We start from the raw sequence: 25573 nt of genomic DNA on the forward strand, positions 1-25573 counted from the left end.
TAAATTATCATTGTTTTTGATAAAATGATTTAAAATTACTTTTAGCAAGAGGGTTTTATGTATATGAAAAGGCAGTTGAGTGCATCCGAATTGGTTAATAAAATGAAAGATGAGAAAGGAATAACCTTTAAGTATGTCAAAGAAGAGGATGCGGAGACGTATTTAGAAGGTGTCAACAATTATTTTAGGACAGCTTGTTATAGGAAAAATTTTAACAAGTATTCAAGTGGCTCCAAAAAAGGAAAATATATTAATTTAGATTTTTTACATCTTCAAGAATTATCTGTACTGGATATGCATTTTAGACATCTGGTTTATAAGATGTGTCTAGATATTGAACATGCATTAAAGGTATATATTGTTAGTTGTTTTGATAGATTAAATATAGATGAATATGAATATGTTGATAATTTTCTTAGCAATGAGAAGTATACTTATATCAAACAAAACATTCGTAGATTAAGAAGTTCTTCTTATTGTGGAAAACTAGTAAAGAAGTATTTTACATTTGGCCAGAGTGACAATAGTGTTAATTGTCAAGATTGCCCTGTATGGGTTCTTGTTGAAATTTTAACGTTTGGTAATTTGATTAGTTTTTATTTTTTCTGTCAAAAAAAACTTAGGAGTGAATTTGGTGATGAGAATTTGCAAATTAGTGAATCCGATTTATTAAACCAAGATAATGTTATTAATCTAATTAGAAGTCTAAGAAATGGGTGTGCTCATAATAATTGTTTATTTGAAAATCTAAAAGATGATGCATCTGTTATTCCTCTAAGAATTCTGAAAGAAAGAGTAGAGTTGATATCCTCAATATCTAAAAGCGCTAGACAAAAAAGGCTTCGTGTTCGAGTTATTTTAGAATTTACAGCTTTATTATTGATGTACAACGATATTGTAAGTACTAAAGTGAAGTATCATCGTTTTATTGAAATGAATGATTATTTCAGTAATAGGATGATGGAAAAAGGAGCTTTACTGAAAACTAATGCAACTATTCAATCAGATTATAAATTTATAAAAACATTAGTAAATTATATTGTTGACAAGAAATAAATCATTTGTTATTATAATACACAACATTAAAAAACAGACGTTTTTGTAAGGGATGTTGCGATAGCAACATCCTATTTTTTGTAGCGTTTTTCGTTCGCCTACTGCTACCAATAGGCGAACTTTTTTGTTATAATAATCCTGTATAATTCGTGAAATAGTTGGTTTTTCCGAAAAATCGGCTCTTTAAGTAAAGAAGGCTTCTTCTGAGAATTTGTGAGGTAATTAGCTTTATGAAATTGTTGGTTGTTGGTTCTGGCGGTCGCGAGCATGCGATTGCTAAGAAGTTGTTGGAGTCTAGCGGGGTTGAGGCTGTCTATGTGGCGCCGGGCAATGACGGGATGACGCTTGATGGTCTGCAACTGGTTCCTATCGGAATTTCCGAACATTCTGCGCTGATTGATTTTGCCAAAGCAAATGACATTGCCTGGACTTTTATCGGTCCTGATGATGCGCTAGCGGCTGGGATTGTTGATGATTTCAATGCAGCTGGGCTCAAAGCCTTTGGTCCGACCAAGGCAGCAGCGGAGCTGGAGTGGTCCAAGGACTTTGCCAAGGAAATCATGGTCAAATACGGGGTTCCGACAGCAGCCTACGGCACATTTTCCGACTTTGAAAAAGCCAAGGCCTACATCGAGGCGCAGGGTGCGCCTATCGTGGTCAAGGCAGATGGGCTAGCATTGGGCAAGGGCGTGGTCGTGGCGGAAACCGTGGAGCAAGCGGTAGAAGCAGCCCATGAAATGCTCTTGGACAATAAGTTTGGCGACTCAGGTGCGCGCGTGGTCATCGAGGAATTTCTGGACGGGGAAGAATTCTCCCTCTTTGCCTTTGTCAATGGCGACAAGTTCTACATCCTGCCGACTGCTCAGGATCACAAGCGGGCTTATGATGGCGACAAGGGGCCAAACACAGGCGGCATGGGCGCTTATGCGCCAGTTCCTCACCTGCCTCAAAGCGTGGTGGATAGGTCGGTGGAAACCATTGTCAAGCCAGTGCTGGAAGGCATGATGGCAGAAGGCCGGCCTTATCTGGGGGTCCTCTATGCGGGGCTCATCCTGACGGCTGACGGTCCTAAGGTCATTGAGTTCAACTCGCGCTTTGGTGACCCTGAGACCCAGATTATCCTGCCTCGCCTGACCTCCGATTTTGCGCAAAATATCAGCGACATTCTGGATGGCAAGGAGCCAACCCTCACTTGGACAGAACAAGGCGTGACGCTGGGCGTTGTGGTTGCCTCTGAGGGCTATCCTCTGGCTTATGAAAAAGGCGTGGAGCTGCCAGAAAAGACTTCTGGCGACATCATCACCTACTATGCAGGTGCTAAGTTCGCTGAAAATGGCAAAGCTCTGCTGTCAAATGGCGGCCGTGTCTACATGCTGGTCACCACAGCAGACACTGTCAAAGCAGCCCAGGACAAAATCTACCAAAAACTATCTGAGCAAGCTACTCAAGGTCTATTCTATCGCAAAGATATTGGAACTAAAGCTCTATGACAGATAAAAAGTGTGTACTCGTCAGTGCCTGCCTTCTAGGTGAAAATTGTAAGTATAATGGTAAAAATAATTATAATCAAGATGTTATTGATTATGTTGCTGACAAGGAAGTTATACCGATTTGTCCGGAAATATTAGCAGGTTTACCAACACCTCGCGAACCAGCCGAACTAAAAGACGGTTGTGTTTATGATATTTCAGGTCAAAACATCCATGAAATTTATGAAAAGGGCGTCACCACAGCAATGGACATTATTGTCGACCAAAAAATTGACCTAGCGATTCTTCAATCTAGAAGTCCTTCTTGTGGTGTTAATCAAGTTTATGATGGCACATTTAGAGGAAAAAAGGTAGCAGGACGTGGACTTTTTGCACAAGTGCTGCTAAAAGAAGGTTACCATGTCGTTGATGCAGAAGACATAAATAAAATGAAGCATTAGCAAAAGGGCGAGCTTTAGCGATCCTATACAGCTAATCACCGCCGTTGTGTAAGTAAGGGTTAGCGGATCTCATTCGACAAGGACAATTAGAAGACCTTTTAGTGTAAAAAGAGACGAAAAAAATGAAAGATAGATTGCTATTTTTAGAAGGGGCCAGTCTAACTTCAAGGGAAACACTCACAGTCTTGCTGGCGGAGAAGTATAAGGTAGACGTGCTATCTCCTGATAGATTTTCTATTACGGCCTTCAGTCGCTTGACGCACATGCTTACAACAGTTGATGTGAATCGTTCTCCTTTGACCTATTTAAAGCAGCTTGATCAGTTGCTAGAAGAGAAGGACTATAAGGCTATCTTGCCAACCCATGAAGAGGGGTGGCTCTTAGCAAATGGGAAATCCCTATTATCATCCGATTTACCGCTTGTTCTTTCTGAAGCAGAGACGTTTCAGGAGGTGGCAGGGAAAATTGCTTTTGCGGAACTTGCAGATAAGTTAGATATACCAATTCCTAAGTGGGAGTATGTGACAGACTTAGAATCTATCCATTTACCCTACCCTTATTGGCTCAAAGCCGATTACGGAACAGCTGGTCGTTCAGTTTATAAAGTGACGAGTGACCTTGATTTAAAAAACCTAGTAAAGCGTCAGCTGTTTGGCAATGAGAGATGGATGGCACAGCAAGATATAGCAGGGCAGTACGGTCAAGTTCAAGCCGTATTTAACCATGGGAAATTACTTGCTGTGCACTCTAGTATAAAGATTGGATCTGGTGCTGGTGGTTCGGCAGCCGCCAGATTAAGTATAGAATCTGTAGCAACAAGAGAACATATCGAAAAGATAGGACGTCATTTAAAATGGCATGGCGGTCTAACCTTAGACTTCATATCTGTTAATCATGCGTTCTATTACATCGAATGCAATCCCAGAATGGTTGAGCCAGCCAATGCTTATAAAGCGGGAGTGAATTTCCCGAAAATCTTGATAGAATTAGCCAAGGGCAACGATTCTCAAACGGATATTTGTGTCGGTAAGCCAGATGTAAAAACACACAGTTTGTTAGCCTTAATTATCGGGACTGCTGAAAGAACCCAGAGCAGAAGAAAAATTTGGCAAACGATAAGAGAATGGCTTTTTAAAAGCGACAGCGCTGAGGTGTTGACTCCGATTAGGCATGACTTTCCAAGTGTCATTCCCTTGGTCGTGATTACGATTCGCCTATTGCTAAATCCCAAGAGTGTGAAAAAGCTTGTTGAGCATACCGTTGGCCACTATAGTGTGGCTCCTGCCACGATAAAAGCTGTTGAACAGCAGGCGTCAATGAAAACTAGTTATTAAAGGAGAAATAAATGCAATCAATCATTTCCATCATTATGGGCTCCAAATCTGATTGGGCCACCATGCAAAAAACCGCCGAGGTCTTGGACAAATTCGGCGTTGCCTATGAAAAGAAGGTCGTCTCTGCCCACCGCACTCCTGACCTTATGTTCAAGCATGCTGAGGAAGCACGCGGCCGCGGCATCAAGGTTATCATTGCAGGCGCGGGCGGTGCGGCCCATCTGCCAGGGATGGTAGCGGCCAAGACCACCCTGCCCGTCATCGGTGTGCCTGTCAAATCACGCGCCCTCAGCGGACTGGATTCCCTCTATTCCATTGTGCAGATGCCGGGAGGTGTGCCTGTGGCAACCATGGCTATTGGTGAAGCGGGAGCTACCAACGCTGCCCTGACTGCCCTGCGCATTCTCTCTATTGAGGACGAAAAAATCGCTCAGGCGCTAGCTGATTTCCACAAAGAACAAGGCAGAATCGCCGAGGAGTCCAGCTATGAACTCGACTAAAACCATTGGCATTATCGGCGGTGGCCAGCTGGGTCAGATGATGGCTATCTCCGCTATCTACATGGGTCACAAGGTGGTGACCCTGGATCCTGCTGCGGACTGCCCGGCCTCCAAGGTCAGCGATATGATTGTGGCGCCTTATGATGACGTAGATGCTTTGCGTCAATTAGCCCAGCGCTGCGATGTGCTGACCTATGAGTTTGAAAATGTGGATGCAGACGGCCTTGACGTTGTTGTCAAGCCAGCTCAGCTACCGCAGGGCACAGACCTGCTCCGCATTTCCCAAAATCGCATCTTTGAAAAAGATTTTCTGTCAAATAAGGCTGGTGTCACTGTGGCACCTTATCAGGTCATCAGAAGCAGCAGTGACTTGGACGGCCTTGACCTGTCAAAAAATTATGTCCTCAAAACCGCGACAGGCGGCTATGATGGGCATGGACAAGTGGTCGTCAAATCAGCAGAAAATCTGGCTGACGCGCGCCAATTAGCGGACTCAGCTAATTGTGTCTTGGAAGAGTTTGTCAATTTCAACTTAGAAATCTCGGTCATCGTATCTGGTAATGGCAAAGAAGTGACGGTTTTCCCTGTTCAGGAAAACATCCACCGCAATAACATCCTCTCAAAAACTATTATTCCAGCCCGTATTTCAGAAGAGCTAGCCCAGAAAGCGCAAGCCATGGCGGTGCAAATCGCCAAACAGCTGGAACTGTCTGGCACCCTCTGCGTGGAAATGTTTGCGACGGCCGATGATATCATCGTCAATGAAATTGCGCCACGTCCACACAACTCAGGCCACTACTCGATCGAAGCTTGTGACTTCTCGCAGTTTGACACGCATATTCTCGGTGTTCTCGGAGCACCATTGCCAGCTATCCAACTGCATGCTCCGGCTGTTATGCTCAATGTCCTCGGCCAACACGTCGAGGCCGCTGAAAAATATGTCACAGAAAATCCAAGCGCCCATCTCCACATGTATGGTAAAGTAGAAGCGAAGCACAACCGCAAGATGGGACACGTGACTTTGTTTAGTGATGTGCCGGATAGTGTGGTTGAGTTTGGGGAGTAAGACAGGACCCTAGTTACAAGGTTCGTTGTCTTACTCCTGCAAGGTTGACTAGGTTTGTCGTAGCTGATAAAGTCAGCAAGAGAAGCCAGTCAACCACTGCGGAAAGGGATTGATTGGTATATATGTTATTACAAGTTAATCAGTTAGAGAATTGGTCTTACATCGCTTCGATAGTTGGGATTCTTTTAGCAATTATTGTTGCTATCGGGGGAGTTATTAAATATTTTCGTGAGAAAAAAGATAAAGAATATGACCGATACATAGAGGGAAAAAGAAATAAGAGAGACAAGTTAACAGCAACCTACAATGAGCTACTTAAGATTATTGCTTTATTTCCTAATAAAACGCCCTATGATATTATTACTAACCTACCGTTTTCCCCAGTATTTAACCGAGAAGATTTTGATACGGTAAATAGAATTTTGGAAATTCAGATTAAGGAAGATTATCAAAAGCGATTAGAGCGAGAATGTCTTACTTATCAAGATGAAGAAGATATCAAAACAGAAATTCGGAATAGAGAATACTATATCAAAGAAATAGAAAAAATCAAAAATCAGTATTTTTTAGCTAAGAAAGGATATGAACAATTTAGAAGAAACGATAAAATTATTGAGTTGTATGCCAGTCAAGACGTAAAAAATTGCTTAGTCAAGTTTGATGTTACTTGGCACAACGCTTTTATTGCAGGTAGACCTTTAGAATATAACGATGGTAGAAACAATAAATTGGATGATATTCGTTGGGAACTTGAACAAGTCATTAGGAGAGATATTGGAATTGATTAACAGTCAAAAATAAGTAATGTGGGTATATAAAAACTAATTATCATAGATGTTATTTCTTACCAAAAAAAATAGAAAGAGATTAGGATGAAGAAGATTGATTTGCATATTCATACTCAAGTTTGTAAGCAGGGCGACGGTAAACAAAGAAAAATATCACCAGAAGATTTTGTAAAAACAATGAAAGATAATGGTGTTGAAATTTGTTCCATAACTAACCATAATAAATTTGATATAGAAGAATACAATAAAATTCAGGAAATTGATGACGGACTAACTATTTTTCCTGGAATGGAGATTGATGTTAATTTATATAATGGAAAACATCGACATGTTATTGTGATAGCTAGTCCAGATAAAAAAGAAAAGTTTGATAAAGTTTTTGATGAAGACTTAAGAAATTACGATTCTTATAGAATAGAGTATGATAGTTTTGTTTCTAATGTCAAGAAATTTGATAAATCAGAAATTATTATAATTCCACATTTTTATTTAAAAGATAAAGAGCGAGGGCTTACTACTGAAGAAGCAGATAGGCTTAGAACAGATTTAAAAAATTACATTGTAATTTTAGAGCCAAAGAGCTTGCAAGCGATGGGGATAATTAATGCTCACAATGATTTAGCTTTATTTGGGAGTGATGTAAAAAACTGGCACAAATATGGTGAGATTATATTACCTGAAATAAAATATAAAATTGATTCTTTTGCTAAGTTTTATAAACTTGCAGATGATCCATCGCTATTTATCAAGACGATATTAGCAGATACAAAACATTATTTAGTCAAAGATAGTAATCAGGCGAGTGAATATAAAAGTTTAACAGAGCCTATTAAAATTTTTGAAGACATAAATATTATATTTGGTGAAAAAGGCTCAGGTAAGACTATTTTTGTAAAAAATTATGTGTTTCCTACGTTAAAAAATCTAGGGAAAAACGTTTTTTTTCATGAAGGGAAAGATTATAAAGTTGAGTATCAGAGTATAATTAATGAGTTAGGTAGTAAAATCGAAAAAGATGATGACAAAATATTTAGGATTAAAGAAATTGTAACGAGTTTACTTGAATATTCTGAATCAAATAGATATGATGGTCTTCAAAAATTTATTGATTTTAGACAATCTGAATTAAAAAATAAAAATGCAATTAGAATTTGTAAAAAGGACGCAATAGCTTCTAGTATATCTAATTCGGGAGATATTCAGATGGTTTTAAACGATACGAGCCGTAATTTTAAAAAGATTGATGATGTTATAACTATAAATAAAGATACGATAAGAAGTGACAGTGATCAAAGGGAACTGCGTGAGAAATTAACTTTGTTGAAAGTAGATATTTTGAACAATTCGAAAGAAAAAATAAAAATATCATTTTCAAACAAAGGGGTTATAAATTCTATTGACAGTATTAAAGCCAGTATAAAGAAGCAGACTGGTTCAGATTCTGCTCCAACACAAATCGGATTAGCTGAATTAATAAGTAAAAGACTACATCGTATAAAAAGTAACAAGCAATTAATTGAATTATTTAAAGATATTGAACACAAAGAAGTTAATAAGCTAGGTATTCTACCACAGAAAGGTGAAATTTGTTTAGAAACAGAAATTAAAGTTTTATCAGAAATGGATGTCTATCATGCTGATTCTGTATTTGATAGATCAGGGATATCAGGAAGAAGGGAATTGGTTAAAAAACTTAGAAAATTTGATATCATTTCTGATTTTTCTGAAATAAATGAGTATTTCACACCTGAGGAAAAAGTAATAAATATAGATGATTTTGTTGACAAAATTATTAAGCACTCTAATAAGACGATTTTAAAGGATAAAGACGGAAATAGTAAAAATTATAATCCCTCTGAAGGTGAGCAAGCCATACTCTCGATTAGTGCAATACTAGAGAACAATCAATATGATTTTTATATCTTTGATGAAATTGAAAGGGGGCTAGGGAATCGATATATCAGTTTGTATTTGATTCCTAAAATTAAGGACTTGAGAGATAGAGGAAAAACGATAATCATATCTACTCATAATGCTAATATAGCTATTAATACCTTGCCAAGTCAAACCATATATTGTGATTACAATATTGATAACACCATGCCTAGTTTTTATGTAGGAAATATGTATAATAATCAGTTAGTTGATGCTAATTTAAGAAAATTAAAATGGGAAGATGTGGCTTTAGTACATCTAGAGGGTAGTGAGGAAATGTTTACTAATAGGAGAGATATTTATGGAATTTAAAAAAATGAAAATTACCCTTAAAGACGAAGGTGAGGGAACAGGTTTAGTATTAAATAATCCAGAGTTAGGTGTTTCTATAAATCTAGAGAATTCTAATTCTCTAGATTTAAAAGATTTTTTTGATAAAATTTTTGAATATGTAGTTAGAAATGAAAAAATATTAGAATTTGAACTAGAAAGTTTAACGGATAAGACACTGTTTTATAATGTAGCTAATGATTTGATAAAACAAGTAAATTCAGAAATTAAGGACTCTGAACAGAATTTTATTGAAATTATTGGATTTAAAGAAAATAAAAATGATAAAGAAGATATCGCATCTAAGTAATTAAACTTGAAACTAGATGTCTTTATAAGAATAAATCTGAAGCTTGGATAGGAAAGGACACGAGGTTCCACTAATTTGAACCTGGACATCCGATCTTTGATAAATAAATAAAAAAAGAAAGGAACAAGGGCCCGCGTATTCACCAAAACTGAATACGGGGTACGGACTTCCTAATTGTAAACAAAGAAAGGAAAGGGACATCTAGTTTGCAGAACTGAACCCGGGCGGAAAGCTCGGAATTTAGATAAACCTCCTAGGACGCTTGCGTCCGTTGTTGGTTTCCTAAAATTCAGTCGCTTTCTAGTCGCCCTTGGTATCTTAATCATGATCAACCGTTACTCTCGCCCTGAGATGGCGAACATTTGGAGTGAAGAAAATAAATACCGTGCTTGGCTTGAGGTGGAAATCTTGGCTGATGAGGCATGGGCTGAGTTGGGGGAAATCCCTAAGGAAGATGTGGCTTTGATTCGCGAGAAGGCGGACTTTGACATCGATCGTATTTTGGAGATTGAGCAGGAGACTCGCCACGATGTGGTGGCCTTTACCCGGGCGGTTTCTGAGAGCCTAGGTCAGGAGCGTAAGTGGGTTCACTACGGTTTGACCTCGACCGATGTGGTCGATACGGCTTATGGCTACCTCTACAAACAAGCCAACGACATCATCCGTCGTGACCTTGAAAACTTCACCAACATCATTGCTGAAAAGGCTAAGGAGCACAAGTTCACCATCATGATGGGCCGCACCCATGGTGTTCACGCCGAGCCAACGACCTTTGGTCTCAAGCTGGCCACTTGGTACAGCGAAATGAAGCGCAACATTGAGCGTTTCGAGCATGCGGCTGCTGGTGTTGAAGCTGGGAAAATCTCTGGTGCAGTTGGTAACTTTGCCAACATCCCACCATTCGTTGAAAAATACGTCTGCGACAAATTGGGTATCCGTGCTCAAGAAATTTCAACACAAGTCCTTCCTCGTGACCTTCACGCTGAGTACTTTGCAGTTCTTGCTAGCATCGCAACTTCAATTGAACGCATGGCTACCGAAATCCGTGGCCTGCAAAAGTCCGAACAACGTGAAGTCGAAGAATTCTTCGCCAAGGGTCAAAAGGGCAGCTCGGCTATGCCCCATAAACGCAACCCTATCGGTTCGGAAAACATGACCGGCCTGGCTCGGGTTATCCGTGGTCACATGATTACGGCCTACGAGGATGTTTCTCTCTGGCACGAGCGTGACATTTCCCACTCCTCGGCAGAGCGGATTATAGCACCCGACACCACTGTCCTGATTGACTACATGCTCAATCGCTTTGGTAATATCGTCAAAAATCTGACCGTCTTCCCAGAAAATATGCTTCGCAATATGGGCTCAACCTTCGGCCTTATCTTTAGCCAGAGGGTTATGCTCAAGCTGATTGAAAAAGGCATGACCAGAGAAGAAGCCTACGATTTGGTTCAACCCAAGACCGCTTATTCTTGGGACAATCAAGTTGACTTCAAACCCCTTCTGGAAGCCGATGAGCAAGTCACCTCACGCCTGACTCAAGAGGAGATTGACGAGCTCTTCAACCCAGTTTATTACACCAAACGGGTAGACGACATCTTCAAACGCATCGGCCTAGAAGATTAAGAAGTATTGAAACTATCGGGCCTGCTTTTCTAGGTTTGCAGGTATTAAAAAACTCTTCGAATTTGGAGCTTCCTAAATATAGAAAAGAGGGACTGGGCTTCCAATCTCTCTTTTCTTATACTCTTCGAACATCAAAATTTACCGTCGTTAACTCACCTTGCCGTACTCCAGTACTGTCTTCGGTTCCTTGCCTCGGCTAATTTCGATTTTCATTGAGTATTAGTTATGAGGACCTTGAATTATTTCTTAGGCGTGTAAATCAGATGTTCATTGGTGAAGGTATCAAAGCCCAGTTGGCTCAATTCCCGACCGTAACCAGAATTCTTGATACCACCGAATGGCAATTCAGGCAGGGATGCCCAGCCATCATTGATGAAGGACATACCGGTTTCGACCTTGGCAGCGACCCTTTCAGCGTGTTCAGGATTGCTGGAAAAGACCGTGCCACCCAGGCCGTAGCTAGAATCATTGGCCAGAGCGATGGCTTCTTCCTCGTTAGCCACCTTATAGACCGAAGCCACAGGACCGAAGATTTCTTGGTTGTAGATTGGATTGTCCTTGCTGATGTCAGTCAAGATGGTTGGCATAACGAAGTAGCCAGGATGGTCAATAGCTTCATTACCGAAGGCTACATTTGCGCCGTTATCGACAGCCAGCTTGATTTGCCTCAGAACATCTTCCTTGGCAGAAGCAGATGATAGGGGAGCCAAGGTTGTGTCGGCCACCATTGGGTCGCCCCACTTAGCAGTTTTGAAGGCTTCCACTAACATGTCCAAGAATTTGTCATAATCTTTTTCCAAGACAATGAAGCGCTTGGATGAGGTGCAGACCTGACCGGCGTTGTAGAGGCGGACGTCTGGGAGCAGAGCCTTAAGTTGGTTCCAATCGGCATCATCTAGGATGATAAAGGCATCGTTACCGCCCAATTCCATGGAGGATTTCTTCAAATTCTTACCAGCTTCGGCAGCAATAGAAGCCCCGCCACGTTCAGAACCTGTCAAGCAAACTCCGGTTATCCGAGGATCGGCAATAATATCAGAAACTTGGGAGTAAGTCGCAAAGATATTCTTGAAAGCTCCCTTAGGTGCGCCAGCTTCATTAACCAAATCTTCAAAGGCTTGACCAGAGCCAGGGCAGATAGAAGCGTGCTTGAGCACCATGGTGTTTCCAACCATAAAGTTAGGAGCAAAGACCCGCATAACCTGATAAAATGGGAAATTCCAAGGTTCAACAGCCAAGAGTACCCCTGTGGCTTGCTTGATATAGTAGGCATCGCCAGTATCGGTTTCCAGAGGCTGTGGTTTGAGGAATTCTTCCGCCTTGTCGGCATAGTAGTCAGCGATTGCTGCACAGAGGTCGACCTCACCTTGGGCTTCAACAAAGAGTTTACCCATGTCCTTGGTCATGACTTCTGCATATTTGTCGCGGTCTCGTCGCAAAAGATCGGCCACCTTGTGCAGGATAGCCTTGCGTTCCTGCAACTGATCATTTTCACGCCAAGCTTTATAGAGGGCGTGCCCGTCAGCCAGAGCCTTTTCGATGTCTTGATCTGTGACATTATCGTAGGATTTCAGGACTTGCCCGCTGTAGGGATAAGTAGTTTTATAAGCCATAGTAGTATCCTCCTTTTCATACAAGACTATTATAACACCCAAGAAACCGTTTTCAAGAATTTGTTGTAGAATTCCCGCCAAGAGGTCCTTGTTGGTCGAGCAGCTGGTAAGATTCAATGACAGCTTGTAAATCTTCTTGAAAATAAAAATTTTTAAGACAAACCTATTGACAAGGGTGAAGGTGTTTGCTAGAATAAAGAAGCTGTCCTCGAGAGGGGACGAAAGACCTTTGAGAACTGAATAGCGAAGCAACCAAGACGTGCGGGTTAAGGAATTAACCTGTCAAGAAAAGCCATAAATCTGTCAGAGACGGATTGAGTAAAGATTAAATGAGAGTTTGATCCTGGCTCAGGACGAACGCTGGCGGCGTGCCTAATACATGCAAGTGGAACGCATTGATATCACCGGAGCTTGCTCCACTGATATTAATGAGTCGCGAACGGGTGAGTAACGCGTAGGTAACCTGCCTGATAGCGGGGGATAACTATTGGAAACGATAGCTAATACCGCATGAGAGTGTTTAACACATGTTAGAGACTTAAAAGATACCATTGTATCACTATCAGATGGACCTGCGTTGTATTAGCTAGTTGGTAGGGTAGCGGCCTACCAAGGCACCGATACATAGCCGACCTGAGAGGGTGATCGGCCACACTGGGACTGAGACACGGCCCAGACTCCTACGGGAGGCAGCAGTAGGGAATCTTCGGCAATGGACGAAAGTCTGACCGAGCAACGCCGCGTGAGTGAAGAAGGTTTTCGGATCGTAAAGCTCTGTTGTAGCGGAAGAACGCGTGTAAGAGTGGAAAGTTTACACAGTGACGGTACGCTACCAGAAAGGGACGGCTAACTACGTGCCAGCAGCCGCGGTAATACGTAGGTCCCGAGCGTTGTCCGGATTTATTGGGCGTAAAGGGAGCGCAGGCGGTTTAGTAAGTCTGAAGTTAAAGGCATTGGCTCAACCAATGTATGCTTTGGAAACTGTTAGACTTGAGTGCAGAAGGGGAGAGTGGAATTCCATGTGTAGCGGTGAAATGCGTAGATATATGGAGGAACACCGGTGGCGAAAGCGGCTCTCTGGTCTGTCACTGACGCTGAGGCTCGAAAGCGTGGGTAGCGAACAGGATTAGATACCCTGGTAGTCCACGCCGTAAACGATGAGTGCTAGGTGTTAGGTCCTTTCCGGGACTTAGTGCCGCAGCTAACGCAATAAGCACTCCGCCTGGGGAGTACGACCGCAAGGTTGAAACTCAAAGGAATTGACGGGGGCCCGCACAAGCGGTGGAGCATGTGGTTTAATTCGAAGCAACGCGAAGAACCTTACCAGGTCTTGACATCCCGATGCCCGCTCTAGAGATAGAGTTTTTCTTCGGAACATCGGAGACAGGTGGTGCATGGTTGTCGTCAGCTCGTGTCGTGAGATGTTGGGTTAAGTCCCGCAACGAGCGCAACCCTTATTGTTAGTTGCCATCATTGAGTTGGGCACTCTAGCGAGACTGCCGGTAATAAACCGGAGGAAGGTGGGGATGACGTCAAATCATCATGCCCCTTATGACCTGGGCTACACACGTGCTACAATGGTTGGTACAACGAGTCGCAAGCCGGTGACGGCAAGCTAATCTCTGAAAGCCAATCTCAGTTCGGATTGTAGGCTGCAACTCGCCTACATGAAGTCGGAATCGCTAGTAATCGCGGATCAGCACGCCGCGGTGAATACGTTCCCGGGCCTTGTACACACCGCCCGTCACACCACGAGAGTTTGTAACACCCAAAGTCGGTGAGGTAACCTTATAGGAGCCAGCCGCCTAAGGTGGGACAGATGATTGGGGTGAAGTCGTAACAAGGTAGCCGTATCGGAAGGTGCGGCTGGATCACCTCCTTTCTAAGGATAAACTAAGTAACAGAGGGCGCTAAAAAGCGACTTGATTTTAGGGACTGACCAAGAAATCCTGATTTCTTAGGGCAGTCATCTAAATCACAAGCTTTTAGCCCGAGTACAATTTAGCCAAAGTGGTTAATAGAAGTACCTGAAGCTTAGTACCGGAAGCACGTTTTGGGGACGCTATTTAGTTTTCAGAGGTTTTGTGGGGCCTTAGCTCAGCTGGGAGAGCGCCTGCTTTGCACGCAGGAGGTCAGCGGTTCGATCCCGCTAGGCTCCATTAGGATACGGAGGACGATTCGCTTTTTTCCTAAGACGTTAGTCCGGAGTTCAACTATTCTCAAAGAGCAGTGCCCCCTTATCCTAAGAAGCAACGAAGTTGCCAATTGTTCATTGAAAATTGAATATCTATCAAATAGTAACAAGAAAATAAACCGAAACGCTGTTATATTTTAAAGAGACCAAAGAGAAATAAGGTTAAGTTAATAAGGGCGCACGGTGGATGCCTTGGCACTAGGAGCCGAAGAAGGACGTGACGAACGACGAAATGCTTTGGGGAGCTGTAAGTAAGCCTTGATCCAGAGATGTCCGAATGGGGGAACCCGACAACTAATGGTTGTCATCCATGACTGTTAAGGTCATGAGAAGGAAGACGCAGTGAACTGAAACATCTAAGTAGCTGCAGGAAGAGAAAGCAAAAGCGATTGCCTTAGTAGCGGCGAGCGAAGAGGCAGGAGGGCAAACCGAAGTGTTTACACTTCGGGGTTGTAGGACTGCGCTGTGGACGTATAGATTATAGAAGAATGTTCTGGGAAGGACAGCCAAAGAGAGTAAGAGCCTCGTATTCGAAATAGTCTATATACCTAGCAGGATCCTGAGTACGGCGAGACACGAGGAATCTCGTCGGAAGCTGGGAGGCCCATCTCCCAACCCTAAATACTCCCTAGTGACCGATAGTGAACCAGTACCGTGAGGGAAAGGTGAAAAGCACCCCGGAAGGGGAGTGAAAAAGAACCTGAAACCGTGTGCCTACAAGAAGTTCGAGCCCGTTAATGGGTGAGAGCGTGCCTTTTGTAGAATGAACCGGCGAGTTACGTTAATGTGCGAGGTTAAGTTGAAGAGACGGAGCCGTAGGGAAACCGAGTCTGAATAGGGCGGAATAGTACATTGACGTAGACCCGAAACCATGTGACCTACCCATGAGCAGGGTGAAGGTGAGGTAAGACTCACTGGAGGCCCGCACCAGAGTACGTTGAAAAGTGCTTGGATGACTTGTGGGTAGCGGAGAAATTCCAAACGAACTTGGAGATAGCTGGTTCTCTCCGAAATAGCTTTAGGGCTAGCGTCGACATTTAGATTATTGGAGGTAGAGCACTGTTTGGGTAAGGGGTCCATCCCGGATTACCAAACTCAGATAAACTCCGAATGCCAAGTAATCATGGTCGGCAGTCAGACTGCGAGTGCTAAGATCCGTAGTCGAAAGGGAAACAGCCCAGACCACCAGCTAAGGTCCCCAAATAATTGTTAAGTGGAAAAGGATGTGGGGTTGCACAGACAACTAGGATGTTAGCTTAGAAGCAGCTATTCATTCAAAGAGTGCGTAATAGCTCACTAGTCGAGTGACCCTGCGCCGAAAATGTACCGGGGCTAAAACAATTTACCGAAGCTGTGGATCCTTTAGGGGATGGTAGGAGAGCGTTCTATGTACGCAGAAGGTATACCGTGAGGAGTGCTGGAGTGCATAGAAGTGAGAATGCCGGTATGAGTAGCGCAAGACAGGTGAGAATCCTGTCCACCGTAAGACTAAGGTTTCCAGGGGAAGGCTCGTCCGCCCTGGGTTAGTCGGGACCTAAGGAGAGACCGACAGGTGTATCCGATGGGCAACAGGTTGATAGTCCTGTACTAGAGTATAGAGTGAAGGAGGGACGCAGAAGGCTAACTCAACCAGACGAATGGAAGTGTCTGGCCAAGCAGTGAGGCGTGGTATGAGTCAAATGCTTATACCTGTAACGCCAGGCTGTGAAGGGGAGCGAAGTTTAGTAGCGAAGTGAGTGATGTCACGCTGCCAAGAAAAGCTTCTAGCGTTAATCTATACTCTACCCGTACCGCAAACCGACACAGGTAGTCGAGGCGAGTAGCCTCAGGTGAGCGAGAGAACTCTCGTTAAGGAACTCGGCAAAATGGCCCCGTAACTTCGGGAGAAGGGGCGCTGACTTTCAGTCAGCCGCAGTGAATAGGCCCAAGCAACTGTTTATCAAAAACACAGCTCTCTGCGAAATCGTAAGATGACGTATAGGGGGTGACGCCTGCCCGGTGCTGGAAGGTTAAGAGGAGTGCTTAGCGGTAACGCGAAGGTATGAATTGAAGCCCCAGTAAACGGCGGCCGTAACTATAACGGTCCTAAGGTAGCGAAATTCCTTGTCGGGTAAGTTCCGACCCGCACGAAAGGCGTAATGATTTGGGCACTGTCTCAACGAGAGACTCGGTGAAATTTTAGTACCTGTGAAGATGCAGGTTACCCGCGACAGGACGGAAAGACCCCATGGAGCTTTACTGCAGTTTGATATTGAGTATCTGTACCACATGTACAGGATAGGTAGGAGCCATTGAGTTCGGGACGCTAGTTTCGAATGAGGCGCTGTTGGGATACTACCCTTGTGTTATGGCTACTCTAACCCACTAGGCTAAACGTCTAGGGAGACAGTGTCTGACGGGCAGTTTGACTGGGGCGGTCGCCTCCTAAAAGGTAACGGAGGCGCCCAAAGGTTCCCTCAGATTGGTTGGAAATCAATCGCAGAGTGTAAAGGTATAAGGGAGCTTGACTGCGAGAGCTACAACTCGAGCAGGGACGAAAGTCGGGCTTAGTGATCCGGTGGTACCGCATGGAAGGGCCATCGCTCAACGGATAAAAGCTACCCTGGGGATAACAGGCTTATCTCCCCCAAGAGTTCACATCGACGGGGAGGTTTGGCACCTCGATGTCGGCTCGTCGCATCCTGGGGCTGTAGTCGGTCCCAAGGGTTGGGCTGTTCGCCCATTAAAGCGGCACGCGAGCTGGGTTCAGAACGTCGTGAGACAGTTCGGTCCTTATCCGTCGCGGGCGAAGGAAATTTGAGAGGAACTGCTCCTAGTACGAGAGGACCAGAGTGGACTTACCGCTGGTGTACCAGTTGTCCTGCCAAGGGCATCGCTGGGTAGCTATGTAGGGAAGGGATAAACGCTGAAAGCATCTAAGTGTGAAGCCCCCCTCGAGATGAGATTTCCCATAACGTTAAGTTAGTAAGAGCCCTGAGAGAAGATCAGGTAGATAGGTTAGGAGTGGAAGTGTGGTGACACATGGAGCGGACTAATACTAATCGCTCGAGGACTTATCCAAGATAAGTTACGAGAGGCACCAAATAAGAAAGCAACAGAAAATTAGGAAGGTGCCGACGTACAATTCATAAGTAAGGTTTCAAAAGTCATTGACAGGTTTTGGTGAGACTTGGTACAATAGATAGGTATTCAATTTTGAGTGAGTACACTCAAGGAGTTAAGTGACGCTAGCCTAGGAGATACACCTGTAACCATGCCGAACACAGCAGTTAAGCCCTAGAACGCCTGAAGTAGTTGGGGGTTGCCCCCTGCTAGATATGGAAGTCGCTTAGCACATAGGGAGTTTAGCTCAGCTAAGGGGAACGTAAGTTCGCCTTTGTCGAAGCTGGTGAAGCCAGTGCACGACAGGGACCCAGTGAGCAAACTCCGAGTTATGGGAGTTTAGCTCAGCTGGGAGAGCATCTGCCTTACAAGCAGAGGGTCAGCGGTTCGAACCCGTTAACTCCCATTTTAGCGGGTGTAGTTTAGTGGTAAAACTACAGCCTTCCAAGCTGTTGTCGCGAGTTCGATTCTCGTCACCCGCTTTATAATGAAGATTATAAACCAAACAAGAGTTTGGGCGCATAGCTCAGCTGGTTAGAGCGCACGCCTGATAAGCGTGAGGTCGGTGGTTCGAGTCCACTTGTGCCCATTAACAACAAGGTCCGTTGGTCAAGGGGTTAAGACACCGCCTTTTCACGGCGGTAACACGGGTTCGAATCCCGTACGGACTATTGTTGGAGGATTACCCAAGTCCGGCTGAAGGGAACGGTCTTGAAAACCGTCAGGTGTGTAAAAGCACGCGTGGGTTCGAATCCCACATCCTCCTTTAAGACTAACGCGGGATGGAGCAGTTAGGTAGCTCGTCGGGCTCATAACCCGAAGGTCGTAGGTTCAAATCCTGCTCCCGCAATACCTATAAAGAGGTTCTTGGCTCGGTAGCTCAGTTGGTAGAGCAATGGATTGAAGCTCCATGTGTCGGCGGTTCGATTCCGTCTCGCGCCATAATTTAATATTTTTTTGGAAGGGTAGCGAAGAGGCTAAACGCGGCGGACTGTAAATCCGCTCCTTCGGGTTCGGGGGTTCGAATCCCTCCCCTTCCATAGTTACGGGCATAGTTTAAAGGTAGAACTAAGGTCTCCAAAACCTTCAGTGTGGGTTCAATTCCTACTGCCCGTGTTAATGGCGAATGTGGTGAAGTGGTTAACACACCAGATTGTGGCTCTGGCATGCGTGGGTTCGATCCCCATCATTCGCCTATTTTGGGGTATAGCCAAGCGGTAAGGCAAGGGACTTTGACTCCCTCATGCGTTGGTTCGAATCCAGCTACCCCAGTTTTAATATACTAGCCGGCGTGGCGGAATTGGCAGACGCGCTGGACTCAAAATCCAGTGTCCTCACGGACGTGCCGGTTCGACCCCGGCCGCCGGTATATTTATAGCAATTTAAATCAGGAGAATCGAGTTGGTTCTCTTTTTTTGTCTTATAATTTAAGTCAATCTTGGCTTGAATCAGTCCTAGTGCACTATTTATAAATAAGAGAGTGAGAACAGTTCGCTCTCTTTTTGCTTTGTATTGGTTGAAACAATGAAGTTTTATTAGGAGTTAAGCCAGCGACTGAAATTTATGGAAGATAATTGCATAATTTCTTATTTTTTGGAGATTCTCACCTGAAAAATGAGTTTTACTTGGTATTGTTGCCGTCGTGGTTTTCTATGTGACAACCTTAATCCAATTAGAACGCAAGATTATGACTTCGGTTCATAATTACCGGAGAGCATGGGATAAGCGACTAAAGTTGAGGACCTTGCTAAGTCCATTCGCTATTGGGATTGACTAGTTCCCGGGCTCTTACAAGGCTAGAAGATTTCATATTTTGGATCTTATTAAGTATGAGTTTTGGAATGAACTATCAATAGCAGGTTAAGTTTTCCAGAAATTTTTTTAAGATTTTGTTCTTTTTTCAGTTCTTTTTCGAATAAGTAGGTATAAGGTGATTGTGGGAGGTTGCCTTAAATTTGTAAGAGGCTAATTTGTTTGCGTCTCCAGCCTCACTCATAGTGACATTTATGTCACTACAAATTATTTCGGAGTCCTATTATAATTTAGGAAACAAAAGAAAAGGAGACATTGAATGGACGAAGAAAGACTAAAAGAGATTTTCAATAAGCATTCGGCCCTACCTCCCGAAGAGGAAGAAGAGTTTGATGATGGTATGGCCAAGGAGGTTGTCACTGCAGGTTTGTTATTCTGTTTAAAGGAGGTATTGAGCATGGATGATTTTACATTTATGAGCGCGTTTAGTCGGGTCGAAAAGACGGTTACCAAATTGGCCAGAGATTATTACATCAAGCTATGGGCTTATGATGATTGGAGACAGGAAGCTCAGATTATCCTCTATCAACTCCTAGAACGTTTTCCAGACTTGGCTGGCGACGAAGAAAAATTGCGGGCTTATTTTAAAACTAAGTTTAGAAGTTATGTGATGGATAATATCCGTAAGCAGGAGAGTCAAAAGCGAGCCTTTGATAGAATGATTTATGAAGAGATTTCTGAGCTTGGTCATATGATTCCTAGCCAGCAGATGGATACTGCCGACTATTGTGCTTTAAAAGAGAAGCTGAAGGAGTTGAAGGAAAAGTTAGCGCCTGAAGATTATGCCAAAATTTTATTGTTGATGAAAGGAGGTGCCTTTAAAGGGAAGCGGGCCTTTATTAAGGATATTAAAGTCGAGTTCGAGGACTTCGACGATGACCACTGAAGCTAACCTTTCAAATTATCTAGGTACTTTTCTAATTGAAGTTCACTTTGGGAATTAACAGACTCATTTTTCCCAGAAAGTAAAGGAAAACTACTTGACTTAGCCTTTTGTAATTGGTATGATAATAGCTGGTATTGTTTACCCCATTTCAGAAGCCCCGGAAAGCTTTAGAAATAACCCGTGGACCGGAACATCCACACTGTAAACAAAAACGACTTATAGGAGAAATCATGAATAAAACAACATACATGGCTAAGCCAGGCCAAGTTGAACGCAAATGGTACGTTGTTGATGCAACCGATGTCCCACTTGGACGTCTTTCTGCAGTAGTAGCAAGCGTACTTCGTGGTAAAAACAAACCAACCTTTACACCCCACACTGATACAGGTGATTTTGTCATTGTTATCAATGCTGAAAAGGTTAAATTGACTGGTAAAAAGGCGAGTGATAAGATTTATTACACTCACTCAATGTATCCAGGTGGTTTGAAGCAAATTTCTGCTGGAGAATTGCGTTCTAAGAATGCCGTTCGCTTGATTGAAAAATCAGTTAAGGGTATGCTTCCCCACAATACTCTTGGACGTGCACAAGGTATGAAGTTGAAAGTTTTCGTAGGTAGCGAACACACTCATGCTGCACAACAACCAGAAGTTCTTGATATTTCAGGACTTATCTAAGAGGAAAGGAGCATAAATAATGGCACAAGCACAATATGCAGGTACTGGCCGTCGTAAGAATGCTGTAGCACGCGTACGTTTGGTTCCAGGTACTGGTAAAATTACTGTAAACAACAAAGATGTAGAAGAATACATCCCACACGCAGACCTTCGTCTCGTCATTAACCAACCATTCGCAGTGACTTCAACTGTTGGTTCTTACGACGTTTTCGTAAACGTTAACGGTGGTGGCTACGGTGGACAATCAGGGGCAATCCGTCATGGTATCGCCCGTGCATTGCTTCAAGTTGATCCAGATTTCCGTGACTCACTTAAGCGTGCTGGTCTTCTTACTCGTGATGCTCGTATGGTTGAACGTAAGAAACCAGGTCTTAAGAAAGCTCGTAAAGCGTCACAATTCTCAAAACGTTAATCAGTACGATTATATCAACGTTTCAAGCATCTCATGGCCTTGGCTGTGGGGTGTTTTTTGGTAGTCTACTGGCAATAACTGTTTGGAATTTTGATAGCCAGATAAAGGGAGAAATATTATGGGAGTTGGGAAATGTTGAGATTGCTTCTGGCTTTTAGCTGGTCCTTCTTTTGACAGCCTTGGTGAGCAAAATTCAGTAAAAATCTTTAGTCATTCGTCATTTTAAGCACTGGATTTTGTGATATAATGACTACATGACTAGAATTTTGGATGATGAACTAATGGAAAGTGAAGAACAGGTCGAGCGAACGCTTCGGCCTCAAACTTTCAAGGAATATATAGGTCAGGATAAGGTCAAGGATCAGTTGGCGATTTTTATTGAGGCAGCCAAATTGCGGGATGAAGCTTTGGACCATGTTTTACTCTTTGGCCCTCCAGGCTTGGGGAAGACCACCATGGCTTTTGTTATCGCCAATGAGTTAGGGGTCAATCTCAAGCAAACGTCTGGCCCCGCCATCGAGAAGGCTGGGGATTTGGTTGCCATCCTCAATGATTTAGAACCTGGTGATGTCCTCTTCATCGATGAAATCCATCGGATGCCTATGGCGGTTGAAGAAGTGCTCTACAGTGCCATGGAAGATTTCTACATTGACATCATGATCGGAGCCGGAGAAGCTAGTCGTAGTGTCCACCTAGATTTGCCTCCTTTCACCTTGATTGGAGCGACAACTCGTGCCGGGATGCTGTCCAATCCCTTGCGGGCTCGGTTTGGTATCAATGGTCATATGGAGTACTATGAAGAAGTTGACCTGACCGAAATTGTTGAGCGGACGGCTGAAATTTTTGAGGCAGAGATTACTCATGAGGCGGCCATCCAATTGGCCAAGCGCAGTCGAGGAACGCCTCGGATTGCCAACCGCTTACTCAAGCGGGTTCGAGATTATGCTCAAATCATTGGGGATGGTTTGATTGATAATAAAATTGCCGACAAGGCTCTGACCCTCTTGGATGTTGATCAAGAAGGTTTGGACTACATTGACCAGAAGATTCTCAGAACCATGATTGAGATGTATGGTGGCGGTCCAGTCGGTCTTGGGACTCTGTCCATCAATATTGCAGAAGAACGTGAGACGGTTGAGGATATGTATGAGCCCTACCTGATTCAAAAGGGCTTTATGATGCGGACGCGTTCGGGTCGGGTGGCAACTGCCAAGGCCTATGAACATTTGGGGCTTGAGCCTAAGATTGATTAGGTTTGGCCCTCTCTAGATTTGTCATCTCTATGATATAATAGCGCTATGAAAAAAATTTGTTTTGTTTGTCTTGGAAATATCTGTCGTAGCCCGATGGCAGAATTTGTGATGAAGTCCATGGCTGACCCTGCAGAAGTCTATGTTGAAAGCCGGGCCACCTCTTCATGGGAACACGGGAATCCTATTCATCAAGGGACCCAGGCTATCTTGAAGCGCTATGGTGTGCCCTATAGTAGAACCAAGACTTCTCAACAAATTTCTCAAGAAGATCTAGAAAACTTTGATGTCATCATCGGGATGGACCAACAAAATGTTGCAGATTTGCGGGCACTTTTTCCACAAGCTTCGACCTCACGAATTCAACTCTTTATTGAGGGTGGGGTGCCAGATCCTTGGTATACAGGCGATTTTGAAGAGACCTATCAATTAGTTAGAGAGGGGTGCAGGTCTTGGCTAGAAAGACTAAGCTAAAGAGACATAAAAATAATAAGGATTTGCTCAAGACCTATCTTGGTCAATTGACCAGAGAACGTTTGGAGTGGGCTGCTGTCATCATTCTTCTCTTATGTGCCCTCTCGGTTTTAAAGATGCCTTTTGGTAGTCACAAAACCTTGAAATTTGATAAGGACAAAATTGTCTATGTTGGTCGTGTTAAGAATAATAAAATGAATGGTCAAGGCAAGTTAACCTATAAAAACGGAGATCAATACCAGGGCCAATTTGTCAATGGCCAGTTTGAAGGTCAGGGGACTTTTAGGTCTAAGACTGGCTGGAGTTATAAGGGTGAGTTTAGCAAGGGTCAAGCGAATGGCAAAGGAACCCTGACGACGGCTGATGGAAAGAAGTATAGTGGAAGGTTTAAGCAAGGAATTTATCAAAAATGAGAATTAAGTGGTTTTCTTTTGTCAGGGTAACAGGGCTCTTGCTGGTTCTGGTTTACCACTTTTTTAGAAAAGCATTGCCCGGCGGATTTATTGGGGTTGATGTCTTTTTTGCCTTCTCTGGTTTTCTGATTACAGCTCTCTTGATTGATGAATATCATCGCAAGCAGAGTATCGACTTGCTGAGCTTTTTTAAACGGCGTTTCTATCGCATTGTTCCACCAATTGTCATTATGGTCTTGGTTACCATGCCCTTTACGCTCTTGGTTAGAAATGATTTTATCGCTAGTATCGGTAGGCAGATTGTAGCAGCTTTTGGTTTTATGACCAATTGGTATGAAATCTTCATCGGCAGTAACTATGAAAATCAATTTAATCCCCACCTCTTCCTCCATACCTGGAGTTTGGCCGTCGAAGTGCATTTCTATATCTTTTGGGGAATTCTTGTTTGGTGGCTGTCTAGGCGTAAGCTGACCAGTGTAAATTTCCGGGGGGCTATCTTTTTAGCCTCAACGGCCCTCTTTTTTTCTGGCTACCTAGTCATGTTTATTAGTAGCTTTTTGGTTAAGAATGTTTCTTTCAACTATTTTTCGACCTTTAGCCACAGTTTCCCCTTTTATCTGGGGGCTATTTATGCGACCATGTCGGGGGTGGCTGATACCACCAAGCGCTTCAAAAAAAATGTCCAACGTTGGTCGCTCCGACGGATTTTATTCCAATTTGTTGGTAGCTTTGCTCTGCTTCTCTTGCTAGGCTTTGTTTTAAGCTATGATGGGCAGTTGACCTATCTTTTTGGTTTCGCCCTCGCTAGTCTATTTGCCTGCCTAATGATTTATGCAGCTAGGGCTCTGCATGACAAGCTTCCTGCTGTTGATGAACCAGTAGTCGTCACCTTTTTCTCGGATATAAGCTATGGCATTTACCTCTTCCACTGGCCCTTTTACATTATCTTTTCACAACTGATGTCTAATTGGTTGGCCAGTCTGCTGACCTTTGTCCTTTCAACAGCTTTTGCGGCCCTGTCTTTCTATGTTATCGAGCCCATGATTGCTGGTAAGGAGCCTAAGATGCTGGGAATTAAGCTTAATGTGACTCCCTGTAAAAAATGGATCATTGGCTCGGCTGGTATTCTAGCTGTTATTAGCCTGATTATCAGCTTTGCAGCTCCTAAACTAGGAGAATTTGAGTCTGGTGTCTTGGTGGATTCCCTCACCCAGGCTGACACAGGGATGAACTTAACCAATCAGCGAACAGCGGGCGATGCCAATGCCCAGAATAATGTCCTGATTATCGGGGACTCGGTAGCCCTGCGTTCACAGGACACCTTTAGCAGTAAGATGCCTAATGCCTTGATTGATGCTTCTGTTAGCCGAAGTTTCGATGCGGCCTATGAGACCTTTAAGACCAATGTTGATGCCAATACCCTGCCAGAGACGGTTGTCTTGGCGGTTGGGGTTAATTCACCAGACAACTACCAAAGTGATATCCAGCAATTCTTGGATGCTCTGCCAGATGGCCATCGATTGGTCTTGGTAACGCCTTATGATGCGCAAGAAGATACTAAGATGTCTGCTGTTCGGGATTATGAGCTGCAGTTGGCCCAGGATAATGACTATGTTACGGTGGCTGACTGGTATCAGACCGCCAAAGATAATCCTGATATTTGGGGAGGGACTGATGGGGTTCATTATTCCCAATCAACCAATGGAGCCGACCTCTATGTCCAGACTATCCAGGATGCTATTTCTCAGGCATCTAAGAAGTCTGCCAAGGGTCAGTAACAGGAATATTACATTTAAAAAACATGAAGGAATATCGTTGACAGGGGCCAGCTTAGATGATAAGCTGGCTTTTAGCACGAATAATGAGGA

The 25573-nt window shown here is 43.6% G+C and carries 18 protein-coding genes, 13 tRNA genes and 3 rRNA genes; 33 read left to right on the plus strand and 1 reads right to left on the minus strand.

Features of this window, described 5'->3' with window-relative positions; all coding sequences use genetic code 11:
• Positions 1 to 57 precede the first annotated feature (57 nt).
• From DYE66_RS02145 to purB, 10 genes are all read left to right on the plus strand, one after another.
• The gene (locus DYE66_RS02145) at positions 58 to 1056 is read left to right on the plus strand and encodes an Abi family protein (RefSeq protein WP_115324841.1); all 999 of its coding nucleotides are present in this window, start codon (positions 58 to 60) and stop codon (positions 1054 to 1056) included.
• 230 nt (positions 1057 to 1286) lie between these two features.
• Positions 1287 to 2546, plus strand: coding sequence for a phosphoribosylamine--glycine ligase (gene purD / locus DYE66_RS02150; protein WP_115324843.1), 1260 nt, complete (start codon positions 1287 to 1289; stop codon positions 2544 to 2546).
• Positions 2543 to 2986 carry a 2-thiouracil desulfurase family protein gene (locus DYE66_RS02155; protein ID WP_002959567.1) on the plus strand — a complete coding sequence of 148 codons (444 nt, stop codon included), beginning with the start codon at positions 2543 to 2545 and terminating at the stop codon, positions 2984 to 2986. Before purD ends, DYE66_RS02155 begins: the two co-directional genes overlap by 4 nt.
• Before the next feature lie 122 nt (positions 2987 to 3108).
• Positions 3109 to 4320 carry an ATP-grasp domain-containing protein gene (locus tag DYE66_RS02160; RefSeq protein WP_115324845.1) on the plus strand — a complete coding sequence of 404 codons (1212 nt, stop codon included), beginning with the start codon at positions 3109 to 3111 and terminating at the stop codon, positions 4318 to 4320.
• Between the two features lie 11 nt (positions 4321 to 4331).
• Positions 4332 to 4820, plus strand: coding sequence for a 5-(carboxyamino)imidazole ribonucleotide mutase (gene purE, locus DYE66_RS02165; RefSeq protein ID WP_002999523.1), 489 nt, complete (start codon positions 4332 to 4334; stop codon positions 4818 to 4820).
• Complete coding sequence (purK, locus tag DYE66_RS02170) at positions 4807 to 5886, plus strand: 5-(carboxyamino)imidazole ribonucleotide synthase (protein WP_002999660.1); 1080 nt, start codon at positions 4807 to 4809, stop codon at positions 5884 to 5886. Before purE ends, purK begins: the two co-directional genes overlap by 14 nt.
• Before the next feature lie 122 nt (positions 5887 to 6008).
• Positions 6009 to 6674: a hypothetical protein gene (locus tag DYE66_RS02175; protein ID WP_002999695.1), complete on the plus strand. Its 666-nt coding sequence runs from the start codon at positions 6009 to 6011 to the stop codon at positions 6672 to 6674.
• Positions 6675 to 6758: 84 nt separating this feature from the next.
• Entirely contained in the window at positions 6759 to 8921 is a 2163-nt protein-coding gene (locus tag DYE66_RS02180; RefSeq protein ID WP_002999540.1) for a PHP domain-containing protein, read from the plus strand.
• On the plus strand, positions 8911 to 9249 hold the full coding sequence (locus tag DYE66_RS02185) for a hypothetical protein (RefSeq protein WP_002999563.1): 339 nt from the start codon (positions 8911 to 8913) through the stop codon (positions 9247 to 9249). The genes DYE66_RS02180 and DYE66_RS02185 overlap by 11 nt, the downstream gene beginning before the upstream one ends.
• Before the next feature lie 324 nt (positions 9250 to 9573).
• Positions 9574 to 10872 (plus strand): adenylosuccinate lyase, encoded by a 1299-nt coding sequence (gene purB / locus DYE66_RS02190; protein WP_002999470.1) that lies wholly within the window; start codon positions 9574 to 9576, stop codon positions 10870 to 10872.
• Positions 10873 to 11111: 239 nt separating this feature from the next.
• On the opposite strand, the gene DYE66_RS02195 is transcribed toward purB, so the two are convergent.
• Positions 11112 to 12485, minus strand: coding sequence for an NAD-dependent succinate-semialdehyde dehydrogenase (locus DYE66_RS02195; protein ID WP_002999538.1), 1374 nt, complete (start codon positions 12483 to 12485; stop codon positions 11112 to 11114).
• A 325-nt stretch (positions 12486 to 12810) separates the two neighbouring features.
• On the opposite strand from DYE66_RS02195, the gene DYE66_RS02200 reads away from it, so the two are divergent.
• From DYE66_RS02200 to DYE66_RS02310, 23 genes are all read left to right on the plus strand, one after another.
• A 16S ribosomal RNA gene (locus DYE66_RS02200) occupies positions 12811 to 14367 on the plus strand.
• A gap of 204 nt (positions 14368 to 14571) precedes the next feature.
• Positions 14572 to 14644, plus strand: a tRNA-Ala gene (locus DYE66_RS02205).
• Positions 14645 to 14839: 195 nt separating this feature from the next.
• Positions 14840 to 17740 (plus strand): 23S ribosomal RNA (locus DYE66_RS02210).
• Positions 17741 to 17896: 156 nt separating this feature from the next.
• Positions 17897 to 18012, plus strand: a 5S ribosomal RNA gene (gene rrf / locus DYE66_RS02215).
• Together the 16S, 23S and 5S rRNA genes with 13 tRNA genes alongside form the textbook arrangement of a ribosomal RNA operon.
• A gap of 102 nt (positions 18013 to 18114) precedes the next feature.
• A tRNA-Val gene (locus tag DYE66_RS02220) sits at positions 18115 to 18187 on the plus strand.
• A gap of 5 nt (positions 18188 to 18192) precedes the next feature.
• Positions 18193 to 18263, plus strand: a tRNA-Gly gene (locus tag DYE66_RS02225).
• A gap of 33 nt (positions 18264 to 18296) precedes the next feature.
• Positions 18297 to 18370, plus strand: a tRNA-Ile gene (locus tag DYE66_RS02230).
• 10 nt (positions 18371 to 18380) lie between these two features.
• A tRNA-Glu gene (locus DYE66_RS02235) sits at positions 18381 to 18452 on the plus strand.
• 5 nt (positions 18453 to 18457) lie between these two features.
• Positions 18458 to 18547: transfer RNA gene (locus tag DYE66_RS02240), tRNA-Ser, on the plus strand.
• Positions 18548 to 18557: 10 nt separating this feature from the next.
• A tRNA-Met gene (locus DYE66_RS02245) sits at positions 18558 to 18631 on the plus strand.
• Positions 18632 to 18650: 19 nt separating this feature from the next.
• A tRNA-Phe gene (locus tag DYE66_RS02250) sits at positions 18651 to 18723 on the plus strand.
• Between the two features lie 17 nt (positions 18724 to 18740).
• A tRNA-Tyr gene (locus tag DYE66_RS02255) sits at positions 18741 to 18821 on the plus strand.
• A 5-nt stretch (positions 18822 to 18826) separates the two neighbouring features.
• A tRNA-Trp gene (locus DYE66_RS02260) sits at positions 18827 to 18897 on the plus strand.
• A 6-nt stretch (positions 18898 to 18903) separates the two neighbouring features.
• A tRNA-His gene (locus DYE66_RS02265) sits at positions 18904 to 18976 on the plus strand.
• Between the two features lie 5 nt (positions 18977 to 18981).
• A tRNA-Gln gene (locus tag DYE66_RS02270) sits at positions 18982 to 19053 on the plus strand.
• A gap of 13 nt (positions 19054 to 19066) precedes the next feature.
• Positions 19067 to 19150, plus strand: a tRNA-Leu gene (locus DYE66_RS02275).
• A gap of 702 nt (positions 19151 to 19852) precedes the next feature.
• The gene (locus tag DYE66_RS02280; protein ID WP_003001291.1) at positions 19853 to 20479 is read left to right on the plus strand and encodes a sigma-70 RNA polymerase sigma factor region 4 domain-containing protein; all 627 of its coding nucleotides are present in this window, start codon (positions 19853 to 19855) and stop codon (positions 20477 to 20479) included.
• A gap of 230 nt (positions 20480 to 20709) precedes the next feature.
• Positions 20710 to 21156 carry a 50S ribosomal protein L13 gene (rplM, locus tag DYE66_RS02285; RefSeq protein WP_003001316.1) on the plus strand — a complete coding sequence of 149 codons (447 nt, stop codon included), beginning with the start codon at positions 20710 to 20712 and terminating at the stop codon, positions 21154 to 21156.
• Positions 21157 to 21175: 19 nt separating this feature from the next.
• The gene (rpsI, locus tag DYE66_RS02290; RefSeq protein WP_019769825.1) at positions 21176 to 21568 is read left to right on the plus strand and encodes a 30S ribosomal protein S9; all 393 of its coding nucleotides are present in this window, start codon (positions 21176 to 21178) and stop codon (positions 21566 to 21568) included.
• Between the two features lie 254 nt (positions 21569 to 21822).
• Positions 21823 to 22821: a Holliday junction branch migration DNA helicase RuvB gene (gene ruvB, locus DYE66_RS02295; protein ID WP_003001324.1), complete on the plus strand. Its 999-nt coding sequence runs from the start codon at positions 21823 to 21825 to the stop codon at positions 22819 to 22821.
• A gap of 45 nt (positions 22822 to 22866) precedes the next feature.
• Positions 22867 to 23292: a low molecular weight protein-tyrosine-phosphatase gene (locus tag DYE66_RS02300; protein WP_115324849.1), complete on the plus strand. Its 426-nt coding sequence runs from the start codon at positions 22867 to 22869 to the stop codon at positions 23290 to 23292.
• On the plus strand, positions 23271 to 23705 hold the full coding sequence (locus tag DYE66_RS02305; protein ID WP_003001313.1) for an MORN repeat-containing protein: 435 nt from the start codon (positions 23271 to 23273) through the stop codon (positions 23703 to 23705). The genes DYE66_RS02300 and DYE66_RS02305 overlap by 22 nt, the downstream gene beginning before the upstream one ends.
• Positions 23702 to 25483: an acyltransferase family protein gene (locus DYE66_RS02310; RefSeq protein WP_003001302.1), complete on the plus strand. Its 1782-nt coding sequence runs from the start codon at positions 23702 to 23704 to the stop codon at positions 25481 to 25483. Before DYE66_RS02305 ends, DYE66_RS02310 begins: the two co-directional genes overlap by 4 nt.
• The last annotated feature ends 90 nt before the right edge of the window (positions 25484 to 25573 follow it).

It is taken from the genome of Streptococcus downei MFe28 (assembly GCF_900459175.1).
Taxonomy (GTDB): Bacteria; Bacillota; Bacilli; order Lactobacillales; family Streptococcaceae; genus Streptococcus; species Streptococcus downei.

Coding starts and splice junctions, on each gene's coding strand:
- purK (WP_002999660.1), top strand. CDS start 4,807: ATGAACTCGACTAAAACCATTGGCATTATCGGCGGTGGCCAGCTGGGT.
- purB (WP_002999470.1), top strand. CDS start 9,574: ATGATCAACCGTTACTCTCGCCCTGAGATGGCGAACATTTGGAGTGAA.
- DYE66_RS02195 (WP_002999538.1), bottom strand. CDS start 12,485: ATGGCTTATAAAACTACTTATCCCTACAGCGGGCAAGTCCTGAAATCC.
- DYE66_RS02180 (WP_002999540.1), top strand. CDS start 6,759: ATGAAGAAGATTGATTTGCATATTCATACTCAAGTTTGTAAGCAGGGC.
- rpsI (WP_019769825.1), top strand. CDS start 21,176: ATGGCACAAGCACAATATGCAGGTACTGGCCGTCGTAAGAATGCTGTA.
- purD (WP_115324843.1), top strand. CDS start 1,287: ATGAAATTGTTGGTTGTTGGTTCTGGCGGTCGCGAGCATGCGATTGCT.
- DYE66_RS02280 (WP_003001291.1), top strand. CDS start 19,853: ATGGACGAAGAAAGACTAAAAGAGATTTTCAATAAGCATTCGGCCCTA.
- purE (WP_002999523.1), top strand. CDS start 4,332: ATGCAATCAATCATTTCCATCATTATGGGCTCCAAATCTGATTGGGCC.
- DYE66_RS02310 (WP_003001302.1), top strand. CDS start 23,702: ATGAGAATTAAGTGGTTTTCTTTTGTCAGGGTAACAGGGCTCTTGCTG.
- DYE66_RS02160 (WP_115324845.1), top strand. CDS start 3,109: ATGAAAGATAGATTGCTATTTTTAGAAGGGGCCAGTCTAACTTCAAGG.
- DYE66_RS02145 (WP_115324841.1), top strand. CDS start 58: ATGTATATGAAAAGGCAGTTGAGTGCATCCGAATTGGTTAATAAAATG.
- DYE66_RS02185 (WP_002999563.1), top strand. CDS start 8,911: ATGGAATTTAAAAAAATGAAAATTACCCTTAAAGACGAAGGTGAGGGA.
- ruvB (WP_003001324.1), top strand. CDS start 21,823: ATGACTAGAATTTTGGATGATGAACTAATGGAAAGTGAAGAACAGGTC.
- rplM (WP_003001316.1), top strand. CDS start 20,710: ATGAATAAAACAACATACATGGCTAAGCCAGGCCAAGTTGAACGCAAA.
- DYE66_RS02300 (WP_115324849.1), top strand. CDS start 22,867: ATGAAAAAAATTTGTTTTGTTTGTCTTGGAAATATCTGTCGTAGCCCG.
- DYE66_RS02155 (WP_002959567.1), top strand. CDS start 2,543: ATGACAGATAAAAAGTGTGTACTCGTCAGTGCCTGCCTTCTAGGTGAA.
- DYE66_RS02175 (WP_002999695.1), top strand. CDS start 6,009: ATGTTATTACAAGTTAATCAGTTAGAGAATTGGTCTTACATCGCTTCG.